The 16,400-nt window shown below is 54.8% G+C and carries 14 protein-coding genes; 11 read left to right on the top strand and 3 right to left on the bottom strand.

Features of this window, described 5'->3' with window-relative positions:
• Positions 1-3: 3 nt before the first annotated feature.
• Entirely contained in the window at positions 4-1,269 is a 1,266-nt protein-coding gene (locus tag ABLW18_RS06135) for an FAD-dependent monooxygenase (protein WP_347823961.1), read from the bottom strand.
• Between the two features lie 33 nt (positions 1,270-1,302).
• Between ABLW18_RS06135 and ABLW18_RS06130 the strand changes: the two genes are divergently transcribed.
• From ABLW18_RS06130 to ABLW18_RS06115, 4 genes are all read left to right on the top strand, one after another.
• Positions 1,303-2,631: an amidase family protein gene (locus ABLW18_RS06130; RefSeq protein ID WP_347823960.1), complete on the top strand. Its 1,329-nt coding sequence runs from the start codon at positions 1,303-1,305 to the stop codon at positions 2,629-2,631.
• Between the two features lie 64 nt (positions 2,632-2,695).
• Positions 2,696-3,859, top strand: a complete 1,164-nt coding sequence (locus ABLW18_RS06125; protein ID WP_347823959.1) for an aminotransferase class I/II-fold pyridoxal phosphate-dependent enzyme — start codon at positions 2,696-2,698, stop codon at positions 3,857-3,859.
• 13 nt (positions 3,860-3,872) lie between these two features.
• Positions 3,873-6,662 carry a DNA translocase FtsK 4TM domain-containing protein gene (locus tag ABLW18_RS06120; protein WP_347823958.1) on the top strand — a complete coding sequence of 930 codons (2,790 nt, stop codon included), beginning with the start codon at positions 3,873-3,875 and terminating at the stop codon, positions 6,660-6,662.
• 73 nt (positions 6,663-6,735) lie between these two features.
• On the top strand, positions 6,736-7,323 hold the full coding sequence (locus ABLW18_RS06115) for an outer membrane lipoprotein carrier protein LolA (protein ID WP_347823957.1): 588 nt from the start codon (positions 6,736-6,738) through the stop codon (positions 7,321-7,323).
• Positions 7,324-7,525: 202 nt separating this feature from the next.
• Here ABLW18_RS06115 and ABLW18_RS06110 read toward each other — a convergent pair whose 3' ends face one another.
• The gene (locus ABLW18_RS06110) at positions 7,526-8,116 is read right to left on the bottom strand and encodes a transglycosylase SLT domain-containing protein (protein ID WP_347823956.1); all 591 of its coding nucleotides are present in this window, start codon (positions 8,114-8,116) and stop codon (positions 7,526-7,528) included.
• 202 nt (positions 8,117-8,318) lie between these two features.
• Between ABLW18_RS06110 and hspQ the strand changes: the two genes are divergently transcribed.
• On the top strand, positions 8,319-8,642 hold the full coding sequence (gene hspQ / locus ABLW18_RS06105) for a heat shock protein HspQ (protein ID WP_044048482.1): 324 nt from the start codon (positions 8,319-8,321) through the stop codon (positions 8,640-8,642).
• Here hspQ and ABLW18_RS06100 read toward each other — a convergent pair.
• A complete protein-coding gene (locus ABLW18_RS06100) occupies positions 8,639-10,216 on the bottom strand; it encodes a gamma-glutamyltransferase family protein (protein ID WP_347823955.1) in 1,578 nt (525 codons plus the stop codon). The two genes, hspQ and ABLW18_RS06100, sit on opposite strands and share 4 nt — an antisense overlap.
• A gap of 160 nt (positions 10,217-10,376) precedes the next feature.
• Here ABLW18_RS06100 and ABLW18_RS06095 point away from each other — a divergent pair, with 160 nt between their 5' ends.
• The 6 genes from ABLW18_RS06095 (at position 10,377) to ABLW18_RS06070 (ending at position 16,393) form a co-directional block, all read left to right on the top strand.
• Positions 10,377-11,555 carry an acetyl-CoA C-acyltransferase gene (locus ABLW18_RS06095; RefSeq protein ID WP_347823954.1) on the top strand — a complete coding sequence of 393 codons (1,179 nt, stop codon included), beginning with the start codon at positions 10,377-10,379 and terminating at the stop codon, positions 11,553-11,555.
• 11 nt (positions 11,556-11,566) lie between these two features.
• Positions 11,567-12,022 carry a GAF domain-containing protein gene (locus ABLW18_RS06090; RefSeq protein ID WP_347823953.1) on the top strand — a complete coding sequence of 152 codons (456 nt, stop codon included), beginning with the start codon at positions 11,567-11,569 and terminating at the stop codon, positions 12,020-12,022.
• Positions 12,023-12,107: 85 nt separating this feature from the next.
• Entirely contained in the window at positions 12,108-12,677 is a 570-nt protein-coding gene (locus ABLW18_RS06085; protein WP_347823952.1) for a cupin domain-containing protein, read from the top strand.
• Positions 12,677-13,294 (top strand): LysE family translocator, encoded by a 618-nt coding sequence (locus ABLW18_RS06080; RefSeq protein WP_347823951.1) that lies wholly within the window; start codon positions 12,677-12,679, stop codon positions 13,292-13,294. The genes ABLW18_RS06085 and ABLW18_RS06080 overlap by 1 nt, the downstream gene beginning before the upstream one ends.
• A gap of 13 nt (positions 13,295-13,307) precedes the next feature.
• Positions 13,308-13,934 carry a LysE family translocator gene (locus ABLW18_RS06075; protein ID WP_347823950.1) on the top strand — a complete coding sequence of 209 codons (627 nt, stop codon included), beginning with the start codon at positions 13,308-13,310 and terminating at the stop codon, positions 13,932-13,934.
• A gap of 11 nt (positions 13,935-13,945) precedes the next feature.
• Positions 13,946-16,393 carry an FAD-dependent oxidoreductase gene (locus tag ABLW18_RS06070; protein ID WP_347823949.1) on the top strand — a complete coding sequence of 816 codons (2,448 nt, stop codon included), beginning with the start codon at positions 13,946-13,948 and terminating at the stop codon, positions 16,391-16,393.
• Positions 16,394-16,400 lie beyond the last annotated feature (7 nt).

Here is a 16,400-nt window from a genome sequence, read left to right as displayed (position 1 = left end):
CCCCTAAAGCGGCTCACCGCGCAGTAAACGTGGTGGATTTCCCGCGGCTCCTGCGGCGGTGGCAACAAAATTCTTTCGCAATTTAGGCGCGGCATTGATGAGCCCCATGCCAAGATCCCGGATCCCGCGAAGCAGCGGGTTGTTGTTGGAAAATAATCTGTTGAAGCTGTTGGTTGCCGCGCACAGCAGGGCATTATCAAACCCGCGCCATTTTTGGTATTCCGCAAGCGTGGTCTGGATGCCGAGATCCTGACCCCGCCGCTTGGTGTCGCAAAGCACCTCTGCCAAAGCGGCGACATCTTTAAAGCCAGAATTGAGCCCTTGCCCGGCAATCGGATGCACTGCATGGGCAGCATCGCCAACAAGAGCAACCCGAGGGGCGATCATGCGATGGGTTGTGGATAGTGAAAGCGGGTAAATATACCGGCTGCCCGCAAGAGAAATCTTACCGAGAAAGTCGCCAAACCTTGGGCGTAGGATGTCAAGATAATCCGCATCACTGAGGCTGTGAATGTTTTGCGCGACTTGCTGCTGCTCCGTCCAGACAATGCCACTGCGATTTTGTGTCAGGGGCAGAATAGCCAAGGGGCCGGAGGGCATGAAATATTGATGGGCAATCCCGTGATGTGGTTTCTCATGGGAGATGGCACATACCAAAGAGGATTGGTTATAATCCCATCCTGTGCGCGTCAGACCCGCCGTATGGGCGGTGCGTGAGTTGCGCCCGTCTGCACCGACCAAAACTGCAGCTGTGATCGGGCGATGCCCGTCAATCACCACGGTGACATGAGTGGAGTGGATGGTCTGATTGGTGATGGTCTGCCCACTCCGCAGGGTCACGTTAGACGCTTTCACGGCCTGAGCCAAACGCACACGCAGGTGTCGATCTTCCACCATGAATCCCATCGGACCTAGACTGAAATCTTCATCGCCAAATTGCATGACAAAGGGCGAAGGGGTTCCGCCGGCGGCGCCATCGCTGACCTTTATTTCCAGCATAGGCTCGGCGTGATGTGCCAGATCCTCCCACAGTCCCAGCGCGTCGAGCATTTTCTGACTGGCGGCGGACAGCGCATATGACCGCCCATCAAATTTTGGGCTGAGACTCTCTTGCGGCGCAAATGCGTCGATCACCACGGTTGCGATGCCAGCACTGTCTAGGGCCAAAGCCAAAGTGAGGCCGTTGAGCCCGCCGCCCGCGATGATAACGTCATAATCCATGGATAAGACATGGGGCAGCAAAGGGATATTGTCGAGGGGGTGCGACATCGTTAGCCTGACGTTGAAGCAGGAGGATCAGAGATGCAACGATGGTTAAACATGAGTGCCGCAGCATTGGGCCGCGCAATTGCTAAGGGGGATATCGACCCCGTTGATCTGGCGCAGACCTATCTTGATGCGATTGATGCCCATCCCTTCACATCGCGGATTTACACTACGGTGACGCGTGACCGAGCTTTGGCAGAGGCGCAGGCGGCGTCTGAGCGGGTGCGACTGGGTCAACGGAAGTCTGCGCTCGATGGGGTTCCGGTCTCTTGGAAAGATCTGTTTGACAGCGCAAATGTGGCGACTGAAGCCGGCAGTGTTTTGCTCAAAAACCGTATGCCGTCCACAGATTGCGAGGTGCTGCGCTGCGCGACGGAGTTGGGGCTGGTCTGCCTCGGGAAAACGCATCTGTCCGAATTGGCCTTCTCTGGTTTGGGTTATAATCCCAGAACAGCGACTCCGCCTTGTGTGAATGATCATGACGCTGTGTCAGGTGGATCGTCTTCTGGGGCGGCGGCGTCTGTTGCCTTTGGCTTGGCACCCTTGGCGATCGGATCTGACACTGGAGGCTCCGTAAGAATCCCGGCGGCTTGGAATGATTTGGTAGGTTTGAAAACCACGAGTGGGCGCCTATCTTTGGAGGGGGTGGTTCCGCTTTGCGCGCGTTTTGACACGGTTGGGCCGCTGTGCCGTTCGGTTGAGGATTCGGCTTTGGCGCTTGCGGTTCTGGAGGGCAGCGAGGCTGCGGATCTGACCAACAGCACGTTGGAGAGGCGGCGCTTCGCGATCTGTGACACGGTGGCTTTAGATGCGCTGCGCCCGGAACCGCGCGCCGCTTTCGACATGGCGATAGATCGTCTGCGCTCGATGGGTGCTATGGTTGAGCGGATTGAAATTCCGCAGGTGCAAGAGGCTTTGGCACTTTCAGGAGTTCTATTCGCGGCTGAAGCTTATGGCGCTTGGAAAGACACAATAGAAGCCAATCCAGACCTTATGTATGAAGAGATCTTGATGCGGTTTCGTGGCGGAGCGGATGTTTCAGCGCCAGATTATGTTGCTGCTTGGCAAAAATTAGACAGGCTGCGCGAAGATTATTACACGGCAACCCGAGAGTTTGACGCAGTTTTGATGCCCAGCTCACCGATCCTGCCGCCGAATATGGAAAGATTGGGACGGGATCATGATTATTATGTGGCAGAAAACCTTCTGGCTCTGCGCAACACCCGCATTGGAAATCTCATGGGCGCTTGCGCTTTGACGCTTCCGACGGGCGTTCCGTCATGCGGTCTCATGATGGTTTGTCCGCCTCTGCAAGAGCACCATCTCCTTAGATTGGGCGCTGCGGTGGAAAATGCATTGGCTTAGCGATGGTTTTGGTTTGCAGTGATCGTCTGGCTGCCTTACGCCTGAGCGCAAGAGGAGACACTTTATGATGCCCACCCGTTTTGATGCTTTGCCGACCGCCACTTGGCCCCGTCTGCGCAATCTGTTGGATGGCCAGGCGCCGGGTGGTCCGGTCATCAATATGACCATCGGCGAGCCAAAACATAAATTCCCCGATTGGGTTGTACCGGCATTGGTTGAGGCGATGGAGGGGTTCAACAGCTATCCCGACAATAATGGCACGCCAGAATTGCGTGAGGCAATCACGGGATTTCTGCGGCGTCGTTACGCAATTGATTTGGATATGGACAGCCAAGTTATGGTGCTCAATGGCACACGTGAAGGTTTGTTTAATGGGGTCGTGGCCCTGGGTCAGACGGGATCCAAAATATTGATTCCAAATCCATTTTATCAGGTCTATACGGTGGCGGCTATGGCGATCGGCGCGCAATCGATGTATTTGCCAGCGCGGGCAGAAAGTGGATTTTTGCCGGATTTGGATGCATTGACGCCCGACGATCTTAACCAAACGTCTGTCTTTTTTCTTTGCTCACCCTCTAATCCGCAAGGGGTTGTCGCCTCGAAGGCCTATTGGACTCGATTGCTCACGCTGGCGGAAACTTATGATTTCAAGATTTTTGCCGATGAGTGTTATAGCGAGATCTACAGAACCGCCCCACCGCCCGGTGCTTTGCAGGTGGCGGCGCAAATGGGGGCAGATCCTGAACGGGTGGTTGCTTTTCATTCCTTGTCGAAACGCTCGAACCTTCCGGGGCTGCGCTCGGGCTTTGTAGCGTCGGGATTTAAAAATATTTCACAGATCAAACAGTTGCGCGCCTATGCTGGCTGCCCGGTGGCTGGACCTATCCAGGATGTTTCTGCTAAGGTATGGTCAGACGAAGATCATGTTGTTGCCAACCGGCAACTATATTGTGGCAAATTTGAGGTGGCGGATCGCATTTTTGCTGGAATTAAGTCCTATAATTCGCCACAAGCCGGGTTTTTCTTGTGGCTGCCCGTCGAAGATGACGAAGCCGCTGCATTGAAACTTTGGACCGAAACGGGGTTGCGGGTGCTACCAGGATCATATCTGGGGCAAATCGCAAATGAGCAGAACCCTGGGTCCGGCTATATTCGGGTCGCTTTGGTGGCTCCAAAAGAAGAAATGCAGCGCGGATTAACTATTTTGCGCGACTGCTTATATAAATGATGTTGAGGTACATATGGCTTATCCAACCCGCGGACGCGATCCGTTTTTGGACGCAGCGACACAGGCTTTCTTAGAAAGACGGGGCGTTGAAGCGCTCGGGCTGATTGTTTTGGCGGCGGGCGTGGCCTTTGCCCTGGCCTTGGCGAGCTATGCACCTGAGGATTCGGCCTGGATTTCGGCCGGTGGCCCAGAGATTAAAAATTGGTTTGGGCAGATTGGTGCCATTGTCGCGGCGCCCTTGATCAAGATCATGGGGCTCGGCAGTTGGGGCATTCCTCTGACATTTGCAGCATGGGGTCTAAGGCTGATCGCGCATATTGGTGCGGAACGTATGCTGATGCGTTTGGTCTATGCGCCAATTTTTTGGGCACTTTGTGCCCTTTACGCGGCAACGCTTACACCGATCAGCAGTTGGTCACACAGTTTTTCGATGGGCGGCTTGTTCGGTGACACGGTTCTCTTCATGATTTTGCAATTTCTACCGGGATCGGTGACTTTGGGCGCAAATATTTTGGCTCTTGTGTTGGGAACTTTGGTTTTGATCCTGGGCGGCTATGTGACCGGGTTAATCTTCTGTGAGATAAAAACCTTTTTTCGCGTTACCAGCTTGCTGGGCAGCCGGCTTATCTTGGGTTTGATTTACGTTTTGGTGCGTGGCTGGACCGTCATGCGCAGCCGTCAAGAGCGCCGCACTGCTGAACGCAGCGATCCGAATATGGGTCCTATGTCACTAAGTGAAACAGCGCGCGTTGCATCTGTGAACAGAGCCAATCCCGCGATGCCGAACGCTCCTTTGGATCTTGCTCTACCAGGACAGCCCCAGCCGAAATCACTTTTTGCGCGGGTTCTGAAGCGCGGGGTTGAGCCGAAGCCGGCGCAATCTCTGATAGCGCCAGTTTTGCCGGGCCCCTTGGGTGAGGCAGAGGATCCGATTCAGGATCGTATTCGAGGAAAAATCGTTGAGGCCATTCGTGCGCGCGATCCGCAAGTGGCTATGGCAGCACAGGGCCAAACTCCAATTGTCACCGCCAAACCCGGTCGTCCCACGGGTCCCGAGCCGATAATCTTGCAGCACCCTGCGCCAGAAGCACCCTTCATGGAAGATCAGGCTGAGGTTTTTGAGGTGCATCCTGCGGCCCCGATGCAATCTGACTATGTAGCTGAACCCCCGCTCACCGCTTCGCATAAGCAAGTGGTGCAACACGGCGTGCGACGACCAATCAAACCGTCCAGCCAAGCGATTGCCGAAGCACAGCCAACATTGAATCTGGAACCCAAGACCCCAGATCAAACCTATGAAAAACCGCCTCTGAGTCTGTTGATGAGCCCATCCTCGGTTGAGCGGCATGTCTTGAGTGACGATGCTCTGGAGAGCAATGCGCGCATGTTGGAAAGCGTGTTGGATGATTACGGCGTCAAAGGTGAGATCGTCAGCGTGCGCCCCGGGCCGGTGGTGACGATGTATGAATTGGAGCCAGCACCCGGGTTGAAAGCAAGCCGGGTGATAGGTCTGTCGGATGATATCGCGCGCTCTATGTCCGCACTCTCTGCGCGGGTGAGCACAGTGCCAGGCCGTTCGGTGATCGGGATTGAGCTGCCCAATGAGAGCCGCGAGATGTGTGTTCTGCGTGAAATTTTGTCTGCGCGTGATTTTGGGGATGCGAATATGCGTCTACCTCTCGCGCTTGGCAAAGACATCGGCGGTGAGCCAATTGTGGCAAACCTCGCGAAAATGCCCCATTTGCTGATTGCTGGGACCACGGGTTCGGGAAAATCTGTTGCGATTAACACGATGATCCTATCTTTGCTCTATCGTTTGACGCCAGAAGAATGCCGGATGATCATGATTGATCCGAAAATGCTGGAACTCAGCGTCTATGACGGCATTCCTCATCTCCTCAGCCCAGTTGTCACCGATCCTAAAAAGGCGGTGGTGGCGTTGAAATGGACTGTCGGGGAGATGGAAGAGCGGTATCGCAAGATGTCGAAAATGGGCGTGCGCAATATCGATGGCTACAACAGCCGCGTTAAAGATGCTCAGGCCAAGGGTGAAATGTTCAGCCGCACGGTGCAAACAGGCTTTGACGAAGGCACGGGCGAGCCGCTGTTTGAGACCGAAAAATTCAAACCAGAAACGCTGCCCTATATCGTTGTTGTGGTCGATGAGATGGCGGATTTGATGATGGTGGCGGGCAAGGAGATTGAAGCCTGTATCCAACGTTTGGCACAGATGGCGCGGGCCTCAGGCATTCATATTATCATGGCCACACAGCGTCCTTCTGTGGATGTGATCACCGGGACAATCAAAGCCAACTTCCCAACGCGGATCTCCTTTCAAGTGACCTCAAAGGTCGACAGCCGAACCATTTTGGGTGAAATGGGCGCCGAGCAGCTTTTGGGCATGGGCGATATGCTTTACATGGCTGGTGGCGGCAAAGTCACGCGCGTGCATGGACCCTTCTGTTCCGATGAAGAAGTGGAAGATGTGGTCAATCATCTCAAAACCTTCGGCCCACCAGATTACCTTTCTGGAGTTCTGGAGGGTCCGAGCGAGGGGACCGAGAGTGATATTGATGCGGTGCTAGGGCTTGGCGGCAATACGGATTCAGAAGATGCGCTCTATGACACCGCCGTCCAAATCGTCGCGAAAGATCGCAAATGTTCCACCAGCTACATCCAGCGAAAATTGGCGATTGGCTATAACAAAGCTGCGCGGCTTGTCGAGCAGATGGAAGAGAACGGGTTGGTTAGCGCCGCAAATCATGTGGGCAAAAGGGAAATCTTGATGCCAGAGCACCATTGAGCACGTGATGCGGTGAGGCAATCGTGATGCGGGCGGGCTTCACGCCTTTTGGAAAACAGGCTAGGATTGTGAAATGAGACCCATCACCGCCCTTTATATCATTTTCGCCACGCCAGTTGCAGCTGAAAAAATCAGCCTCAACGAAATATCGTCGTATTTTAATGCCATGACCACGGCAGAGGCACAGTTTTCACAGGTCACGGATACGGGAGAAACCTCTACGGGGCGGTTGTTCATTCGGCGACCTGGACGCATTCGTTTTGAATATGACCCGCCAGAGGCAACTTTGGTTGTGGTTGGCGGCGGACAGGTGGCGGTCTTTGATCCCAAATCCCGCGATGAGCCACTGCGGTTTCCGCTGCGCCACTCACCGCTGAGCCTGGTTTTGGAGCGGACGGTGGATTTGGCGCAACGTGATATGGTGGTCGCGCATTTCGAGGCCGAGTCGCAAACCGCTGTGACGCTGCAGGATCCGGAAAACCCTGATTATGGTTTCATCCAACTGATTTTCACCGCCAAGCCAGTGCAGCTGCGCCAATGGGTCGTGCAAGACAATTCTGGCGGCCGAACCCATATCGTTTTAGACAGTTTGACCCAAGGCGGGAGGCTGTCGAATATGTTGTTCAACATCCAACACGAGATGCAAAAACGCAGCGATTGAGGTGTGTCGCGGGTGACTCAATGCCTTAGGACAATAGCTTGCAAAGGACCTCTGCATAATAAAATCATATTGCAGATATTCCCAGGCCAGTGGCATCACCGGGCAACACTAGGTTTGGGCGCAGATGCTCCGCTCAAATCGAAATTTTGCGATCCAAGTTACAGGCTCTTTTGATCTTACGACCTGTTGGCAAATCCGGCTGCTATCCCTTACCGCAGCTGATCAATTGCCTCTTATACATCGCCGCCCGGCGGTTGAGGCCATTTGCGATATTAATCAGCCAGCGTTTGGATTTGTATGATCCGCGGCGATAACCGGTCCGGCCTTCGTGGTAGGCGAGATATTGGTTGCGCGTGTCGGACATCGGAATGCCCAGAGATCGGCGGCTTTGCGCCATATACCAGCCCATGAAATCTGCAGCATCACGGATATTGGTGCGGCTGGCGCCCCAGCGGCCTGCGCTTTTCTTATATTCTTTCCAAGTTCCATCTAGCGCCTGCGCATAGCCATAGGCCGAGCTTTGACGACCGGCTGGAATGACCCAGAGTATATATTTCTTTGGTGTTCTGGCATTAGCTTTGAATTTGCTTTCTTGCCAAATTATCGCCATTTGCGTCGAAATTGGCACGCCATATTTGCGTTTGGCCGCACGAAAGGCCGGCAGGAAGCTGCGGCGCTGATCTAATATCGAGCAGGCATTGTCTAGATTCCGTGGCGGATTTGAATTGCCACCAGAAAAAGAACACCCCGCCAGAAGGGTGATCAGAACGAGGCTGCGAAGAATACTGCTCATGGGTGCGGTCACTTTTTGTTAATTTGGCCAGCTTTTGCGTTTATTAATAGCGTCATTCCGGGAATTTTGCAATGGTGCCACGGTTTTGGCAGCCATTCGTCTGATTGCGAAATTATGGCACGCATGGGTATCAATTCTGCGTGATCGCATAGACATTTGGATCCAAATCCGCGTAAAAGAAGGTTCAAACCATAGGTGACCTTTGCAAGCTGAAGCGAAATATCATTTGGGCCAAATCGTCCGGCATAAAAAACACCCGTTTCGCGGGGTCGTTTTCGATGTGGATCCAGAGTTTTCCAATACGGACGAATGGTATGCAGCCATTCCGGAAGAGGCGCGGCCGGTGAAGGATCAACCCTATTACCACTTGTTGGCCGAGAACGATCAAAGCTATTATATTGCCTATGTTTCCGAACAAAATCTTGTGGCGGATATATCGGGGGACCCAGTGGATCACCCTGATATTGAGGATATTTTTGGCCCTTTTGAGAACGGCGCCTATCCTTTACAGTTTCAGTTGAATTAATAGCCCAAGGCGCATCCGTCCTTGCGGGGGTCAGATGCGCCTTGCAGGACGCCGTCTGCACCAATTAAAATTGCCTGAGCGCCGCCAATTGGCCCGTCGGGTATTTCGACCTTATGGCCCATATCGGACAGCTCTTGAGCGACCTGCGGCCCATATCCGCGCTCGACTTTCATCGTGCCTGCGTCTGAAAAGCAGCGGGGTGCATCGATCGCCTCTTGTGGGTCCAAGTTGAAATCTACCATGTTTGACAGGAAACGAGCATGGCCGTTGGATTGATAGGAGCCGCCCATCACTCCAAAGGGCATAGTGATACGCCCGCCTTCGGCCAGCATGCCGGGGATGATCGTGTGCATAGGGCGCTTGCCGCCGGCCAGCTCATTGGGGTGGCCGGCGGCAAGCGAGAAGCCCGCTCCGCGATTTTGAAATAAGATTCCAAATCTGTCTGAGGCAATTCCGGATCCAAAGGCATGGAAGATTGAGTAGATCAATGAAACGGCCATCCGGTTTTTGTCGACGACGGTAATGTAAATCGTATCTTTATGGATCGCTTCGGACAGCCCATGCGGATTTGCCATGGCGCGGTTGGGGTCGATTAATCTGGCGAGCTGCGCGGCGGTTTCGGGGGCCATCATATGATCAACGCGGCTGGCATAATCGCCATCGGCAATAAAGCGATTGCGCGCATCATAGGCCAGCTTGGAGATTTCGGCTTCGATATGCGCCCGTTCTGTCCCGAAAGGTGCCATTGCGGCGATGTCAAAATGTTTCATCATATTGAGCATCAATAGGGCGGTTGCGCCCTGACCATTGGCGGGATGCTCAAGCATTTCAACACCCTTATAAGAGGCGCGCAGCGGTGTGCCATAGGTGGATTTGGTAGCGGCAAAATCCTCAAGACTGTGACACCCTCCTGCCGCGCGCAGGCTGGCTTGCATATCTTCGGCAACTGCGCCGGTATAAAACCCATCGCGGCCTTCTGCAGCCACCCGCTCGAGAACCTCCACTTGCCCAGGCGCGGCGAAGAGTTGCCCAAGTTTTGGCGCTGCGCCAGCGGTTAGATATGTGTCGCGCGCGGATCCTTGCAGCGCCTGCGTGTTTTGGGCCCAGTCAAAGGCAACTTTTGGGGCAACGGGCACGCCTGCACGGGCATAATGAATAGCAGGCGCGAGGGTCTCTTTTAGGGGCAGGGCGCCGAAATCTTTTGCTAGGGTGCAAAATCCGTCCATTGCGCCGGGTATCGTCACCGCATCGACGCTGTGCAGTGGGACCGTGCCGTGCCCTGCATCGCGCAAGGCAGCTGCATTTGCAGCCAGCGGCGCGCGTCCAGATCCGTTGAGGGCGACAACCTCAGAGGCTGGATCCTTTTGGACCAGGGCGAACATATCGCCGCCAATACCGGTCATTTGCGGCTCACAGATGCCCAACAAAACCGCCGCTGCAATCGCCGCATCCGCTGCGTTGCCACCCGCTTTTAAAATATCAATCGCAGTGGCGGCGGCCAAAGGGTGAGAGGTTGCGACCATGCCATTGGTTGCAAAGACGGCCGACCGGCCGGGAAGGTGAAAATCGCGCATGTGCAGTTGAGCCTTTTAGATTGAGCTCATTCGAATATAGCGGATAATGCGGCGGAGGCGAGGGGGCTGCGTCAGGTTTGTGATTTTCTGATGCAAAGCCTTGCTCCCAAGGTGCTGGCCGCGTCATAAGTAGGTGGAAAATGTTAAAAAGAGGCGCGTCATGGAAGATGTTTATATCGTAGGAGCGGCCCGTACGCCGATGGGTGGGATGCAGGGGGCTTTGGCCGATGCACCTGCGAGTCAGTTGGGCGGTGTTGCGATCGCAGCGGCGCTTGCAGCCGGCGATGTTGCACCGGATGATGTGAATGAAGTGCTGATGGGCTGCGTCCTGCCGGGTGGGCAGGGCCAAGCGCCAGCTCGGCAAGCGGGGTTTGCTGCAGGGCTGGGCGAAGATGTGCCTGCAACCACGATTAATAAAATGTGCGGCTCGGGCATGAAAGCCACCATGATGGGGTATGATCAATTGGCTTTGGGCCACGGTCAGGCGATGGTTACAGGCGGAATGGAGAGCATGACCCAAGCGCCATATCTTCTGCCAAAAATGCGCGGTGGCGCGCGGCTCGGCCATGGGCAGGTGCAAGACAGCATGTTTCTGGACGGTCTCGAGGATGCCTATGACAAAGGGCGCTTGATGGGCACCTTCGCTGAGGATTGTGCGATGCATTTTCAGTTCTCCCGTGCCGCGCAAGATGCCTATGCACTGCGCTCCCTTGAGCGTGCCTTGGCGGCGCAGGCCAGCGGCGCCGCTGCAGCCGAAATTGCACCGGTGACATTGGTGGGACGCAAAGCGACGGTTGAGGTTGTCATGGATGAGCAACCCGGCAATGCCCGGCCAGATAAAATTCCACATTTAAAACCCGCGTTCCGGGAGGGCGGCACAGTGACAGCGGCCAATTCTTCGTCGATTTCGGATGGGGCGGCGGCTCTAGTTTTGGCCAATGCCTCTGGCCTCGCGGCAAAGGGCTACAGGCCGCGCGCGCGCATCATGGGGCACGCCAGCCATGCACAAGCACCCGGTTGGTTCACCACCGCACCGGTTCCTGCGGCCCGAAAACTTTTAGATCGCCTCGGCTGGGCTGTTGCGGATGTGGATTTGTGGGAGGTCAACGAGGCCTTTGCTGTGGTGCCCATGGCCTTCATGCATGAAATGGAACTTAGCCCGGATGTTGTAAATGTTTATGGTGGCGCTTGCGCCCTGGGCCATCCCATTGGCGCTTCTGGCGCACGAATTTTGGTGACCTTGTTGAACGCCTTGGAACGGCATGATCTCAAGCGCGGTGTTGCGGCGATTTGCATCGGCGGGGGCGAGGGCACTGCCATTGCCATTGAACGCGTATAAAGGCTGCGGATATGGCTCGGGTGAATTATGAAGAGTTGAGAAAAACCATCGCGAGCCTTTGTGCTGGCGAGGACGATACAATCGCTCTTATGGCCAGTGTGGTCTGTGAGCTGCATCACAGTGATGACCGCTTTGATTGGACGGGATTTTATCGTGTAACTGGACCGGAGATGCTCAAGATTGGTCCCTATCAAGGCGGGCATGGGTGTTTGCAAATTCCGTTCTCACGTGGGGTTTGTGGCGCAGCAGCGCGCTTGAAAACCACGCAATTGGTGCCGGATGTGGAGGCCTTTGAGGGCCATATTGCCTGCGCCAGCTCGACCCGATCTGAGTTGGTTTTGCCTGTGTTTAACGGCGCGGGTGATGTGATAGCTGTATTAGATATCGACAGCGATCAACCAGATGCTTTTTCCCAAGAAGATGCGCAGGCTTTGGAGGCTATTCTTGCCTCGGTTTTTAGCAGATAGTTACCGGTGAAAATTTGTTGCTTTTTTTCACGGCTTCTGCCAACGATAAGCTTGGAAATGAAAAAATGTCGGAAAATTTCACGCGATGCTGCAAGGACAGACAGATCTAAACACCCTTGGGGCCGATATTCGGGCGCTGCGTAAGGCGCGGGGATTGACCCTTGCGGAGCTGGCGCAAACGCTTGGGCGCTCGGTGGGGTGGTTGAGCCAAGTTGAGCGAGATATGTCTGAGCCTGCGATTAATGATCTGCGTGATTTGGCCCGGGCCTTGGATGTGTCGATCTCGTCTTTGTTTGGGTCTGGTCCCGCGCCTGCAGATGAGGCTGGCTATGTGGTGCGTAAAAACAGCAGGCGCCCTATTGGCAGCCGGGAAGCTGGGTTGGTCGAAGAGCTGCTTTCACCCGATTTAACCGATGATTTTGAGATGCTTCATTCCACATTTGAACCTGGGGCAAAGCTATACCCTGCTGTCGCCCGCCCCACTCAGGAAGTGGGATATATTCTTTCTGGACAATTGAAACTTTGGATTGGCGATGCAGACTACCTTTTGGCGCCGGGTGACAGTTTTCGTATCAAAGGCGAATTTTTCCGCTGGGAAAATCCAACCGACAAACCCTGCCAGGTGATCTGGGTGATCGCGCCACCGGTGTATTGATGACATTTCAGGGCTGGATCATATTTGCAGGATTTTGGGTGGTTTTCGTGACAACCCCTGGCCCAAATGCAGTCAATTGCATCAGCAACGGCATGAGCTACGGCCTGCGCCGAGGTCTTTGGGCCGTTTTGGCGATTTTGACTCAAGCGACTGCGTTCTTGATCTTATCGGCTTATGGCATCACCGCGCTGCTCTTGGCATCCCCCACAGCCTTTTCCCTGGCCAAGTTGATCGGCGCGGCTGTTTTGATTTTTCTTGGCATTCGCGGTTGGCTAATGGCCGGAACACCGCCCAAGCTCAATCCAGCGCCAGGTTCCATATATGGGCGGGCATTGGCCATTGCGACGATCAACGCAAAGTCGGTGGCCGGATATTTAGCCGCATTCAGTCAATTTGTTCAGCCGGATGTGCCAATTTGGGATCAAATGGTGGTGATTATGCCGACGGCTCTGGGGCTGACTGCGTTGTCCTATACGGGCTATACAGCTTTGGGTGCCGCTTTCGGAAAATCGGCCATGGCCAAAGTCTTCAATGTCTCGCTGCGGCGCGGGCTGGCGGTTTGCTTTATCGCCTACGGGCTTTTGCTCGGCGCCAGTTCGATGCGAAGCACGGCATGAGGGAGGCTTCGCAATGATGTGGGAGATCCTTTGGGGATTTGAGCCTGCGCTGATCACCGGATTTGTGATTGCTGGCTTGATCTTAAACCTCACGCCAGGAGCAGATTTTCTGTTCATTATGTCCAGTGGTCTTTCCGGCGGTCCGCGCATTGGCGTGGCAGCGGCACTCGGTGTGAATCTTGGTGTTGTGGTGCATATTTTAGCAGCGGCCGCTGGGCTGTCAGCTTTATTATTGGCGCATCCTGCGGCCTATGATGCCATCCGCATCTTAGGTGCGGCCTATCTGGCTTGGATGGCACTGCAGGCTTGGCGAAGCAGCGACGTAGTGGTGCGGGCGCGCGGCAGCCGTGGTGTTTGGCAGGCGGCGCGGCGTGGGTTTTTCATCAATGTATCGAACCCGAAAACCGCACTTTTTATCTTTGCCTTCATTCCGCAATTCACTGACCCCGCCGTTGGCCCCATATGGGTGCAGATCTTGATCCTTGGAACAATATTTTTGGTGAATGGGGCGTTGTTCACGCTCTGCCTTGGTGGCGGGTCTGGCTATTTCGCGGCGGCGCTGGGCGCGCGCGCTGGCGTTCTGAACAAAATATCTGCAATTTTACTCGGCGGGCTGGCAGCCCGTTTGATCATTGACTGAGGGAGACCAAAATGAGTGATTTTCCAACCACGGCAAGGGTTGTCATTATTGGGGGCGGCGTTGTTGGCGTGTCGACCCTGTATCATTTGGCTAAAGCCGGGTGGACCGATTGTGTCTTGCTGGAGAAAAATGAGCTGACCGCCGGTTCAACTTGGCATGCGGCGGGCAATTGCCCGTCCTTCTCGACCAGCTGGGCGATTATGAATATGCAGCGCTATTCTCTGGGTCTCTATGCTGGTTTGGCCGAAGAGGTGGATTACCCGATGAATTATCATGTCACGGGCTCTATTCGACTGGCTCACGACAAAAACCGGATGCTGGAATTTGAGCGCGCGCGCACAATGGGCCGGTATCAGGGCTTGGACATCGAGATGATGTCCGTTTCAGATATGAAAGATGCCTATCCCTTTTTGGAGACGCATGATCTGGCAGGCGGGCTATGGGATCCCGATGACGGTGATATTGACCCCGCCCAGCTCACTCAAGCACTGGCCAAAGGGGCGCGAGATATGGGCGCCAGTATTCAGCGGTTTTGCCCGGCAACTGGGGTCACGCAGGTGGGAGATGAATGGATTGTCCATACGGACAAGGGTGATATCCGCTGCGAAAAAGTGGTCAATTGTGCCGGTTATTATGCGCAGCGCGTGGGTGAATGGTTCAAACCCTACGGCGGTCGGACCGTTCCCATGACGGTGATGAGCCATCAATATTTTTTAACTGAAGAAATTCCTGAATTGAAGGAATGGACAGAGGCCAATGGCCGCAAAGTGCCCCTCTTACGGGATGTGGATTCTTCCTATTACTTGCGGCAGGATAAACACGGGTTGAACCTTGGTCCCTATGAGCGCAATTGCAAAGCCCATTGGGTGACGTCCGAAGACCCGATGCCAGAGGATTTCAGCTTCCAGCTCTATCCTGACGATCTGGAACGTTTGGAGTGGTATATCGAAGACGCGATGGCGCGGGTTCCGATTTTGGGCTCTCAAGGCGTTGGTCGGGTGATCAATGGCCCAATTCCCTATGCGCCCGACGGGCTTCCGCTCATCGGGCCTATGCCCGGTGTGAAGAACGCTTATGAAGGCTGCGTCTTTACATTTGGCATCACCCAAGGCGGCGGGGCCGGTAAAGTCTTGGCGGAATGGATCACCGAAGGGGAAACCGAATGGGATATGTGGGCGGTCGATCCGCGCCGCTATACCGATTACACAGATCAAGACTATTGTGACCGCAAGGCCATGGAAGTTTATGGTCATGAATATGCCATGCATTTCCCGCATCACGAATGGCCCGCAGGACGGGACAAGAAACTCTCACCTGTTCATGATAAGGTGCGTGCGGCCGGTGGCGTAATGGGGGCTTATAACGGCTGGGAGCGGGCCAATTGGTTTGCGCAGCCGGGAGATGACACCGCCCATGAGGCGACCCAGACTTGGGAACGTGAGGGCCCATGGGCCGAACGTATTCGCCAAGAGGTCGAGGCCGTGCGCGATCATTGCGGCGTGTTGGATTTGCCCGGCTTCAGCCGTTTCAACCTCACGGGCGACGGCGCCGCAGAATATTTGCGCGGTAAAATCACCGGCGGACTGCCAAAGATTGGCCGTATGAACCTGGCTTATTTTGCCGATAACCGCGGCCGGATTTTGACAGAGATGTCAGTTGTGCGTCACGCCGAGGAGCATTTCACATTGATTACCGCCGCCAGCGCGCAATGGCACGATTATGATGTGCTCAAGTCAGATCTGCCGGCTGGTTTGGAGCTGGTGGACCATACCAAAGACTTTTCAACTTTGATTGTCACAGGTCCCAAAGCCCGCGAGGTTTTAACCAAAATGGGGACCGATGCGGATCTGTCTTTGGGGTGGTTGACGCATCAAGCGGCACAGGTGGCCAGGCAGGATTGCGCGCTTCTGCGGGTCTCTTTTGCCGGTGAACTTGGCTGGGAAATTCATGCGCAAAACGCTAAAATCCCAGCGCTTTATGATGCTGTAATTGCGGCCGGCGCCAAACCCTTTGGCATGTATGCGCTCAACAGCCTGCGGATCGAAAAAGGGTACCGTGCTTGGAAAGGCGATCTGTCGACAGATTACAGCCTTTTGGAAGCGGGACTTGAGCGATTTGTCAAATTGGACAAGCCGCAAGACTTTCCCGGCAAGGCTGCTTTGCGGAACGAAAAGCAACAAGGGCGCAAGAAAGCCTTTGCCATGCTGATCGTTGAGGCGGGCGCTTATGATGCGCCATATATGTCAACAATTTGGCAGGGTGGCACGGTGGTGGGTGAAACCACCTCGGGTGATTTTGGCCACCGTGTTGGCAAATCCATCGCCCTGGCCATGCTGCGCCCTGATTTGGCCGTGCCGGGAACGGAAGTGGAGGTAGAAATTTTCGGCCAACGCTGCAAAGCCGTGGTGCAGGAGGATCAACCGCTTTGGGATCCAGACAATGCGCGTTTGCGCAGCTGATAGGGAG

Source organism: uncultured Planktomarina sp. (assembly GCA_943788425.1).
Classification (GTDB): domain Bacteria; phylum Pseudomonadota; class Alphaproteobacteria; order Rhodobacterales; family Rhodobacteraceae; genus Planktomarina.
The sequence above is the reverse complement of the archived record's forward strand: the minus strand, read 5'-3'. Positions and strand labels throughout refer to the sequence as shown.

Bases quoted from the DNA above. Each gene is read 5' to 3' on its own strand.
- ABLW18_RS06095 (WP_347823954.1), top strand. From the start codon at position 10,377: ATGGAAGATGTTTATATCGTAGGAGCGGCCCGTACGCCGATGGGTGGG.
- ABLW18_RS06080 (WP_347823951.1), top strand. From the start codon at position 12,677: ATGACATTTCAGGGCTGGATCATATTTGCAGGATTTTGGGTGGTTTTC.
- ABLW18_RS06075 (WP_347823950.1), top strand. From the start codon at position 13,308: ATGATGTGGGAGATCCTTTGGGGATTTGAGCCTGCGCTGATCACCGGA.
- ABLW18_RS06115 (WP_347823957.1), top strand. From the start codon at position 6,736: ATGAGACCCATCACCGCCCTTTATATCATTTTCGCCACGCCAGTTGCA.
- ABLW18_RS06085 (WP_347823952.1), top strand. From the start codon at position 12,108: ATGCTGCAAGGACAGACAGATCTAAACACCCTTGGGGCCGATATTCGG.
- ABLW18_RS06125 (WP_347823959.1), top strand. From the start codon at position 2,696: ATGATGCCCACCCGTTTTGATGCTTTGCCGACCGCCACTTGGCCCCGT.
- ABLW18_RS06135 (WP_347823961.1), bottom strand. From the start codon at position 1,269: ATGTCGCACCCCCTCGACAATATCCCTTTGCTGCCCCATGTCTTATCC.
- ABLW18_RS06070 (WP_347823949.1), top strand. From the start codon at position 13,946: ATGAGTGATTTTCCAACCACGGCAAGGGTTGTCATTATTGGGGGCGGC.
- ABLW18_RS06120 (WP_347823958.1), top strand. From the start codon at position 3,873: ATGGCTTATCCAACCCGCGGACGCGATCCGTTTTTGGACGCAGCGACA.
- ABLW18_RS06110 (WP_347823956.1), bottom strand. From the start codon at position 8,116: ATGAGCAGTATTCTTCGCAGCCTCGTTCTGATCACCCTTCTGGCGGGG.
- ABLW18_RS06090 (WP_347823953.1), top strand. From the start codon at position 11,567: ATGGCTCGGGTGAATTATGAAGAGTTGAGAAAAACCATCGCGAGCCTT.
- ABLW18_RS06130 (WP_347823960.1), top strand. From the start codon at position 1,303: ATGCAACGATGGTTAAACATGAGTGCCGCAGCATTGGGCCGCGCAATT.
- ABLW18_RS06100 (WP_347823955.1), bottom strand. From the start codon at position 10,216: ATGCGCGATTTTCACCTTCCCGGCCGGTCGGCCGTCTTTGCAACCAAT.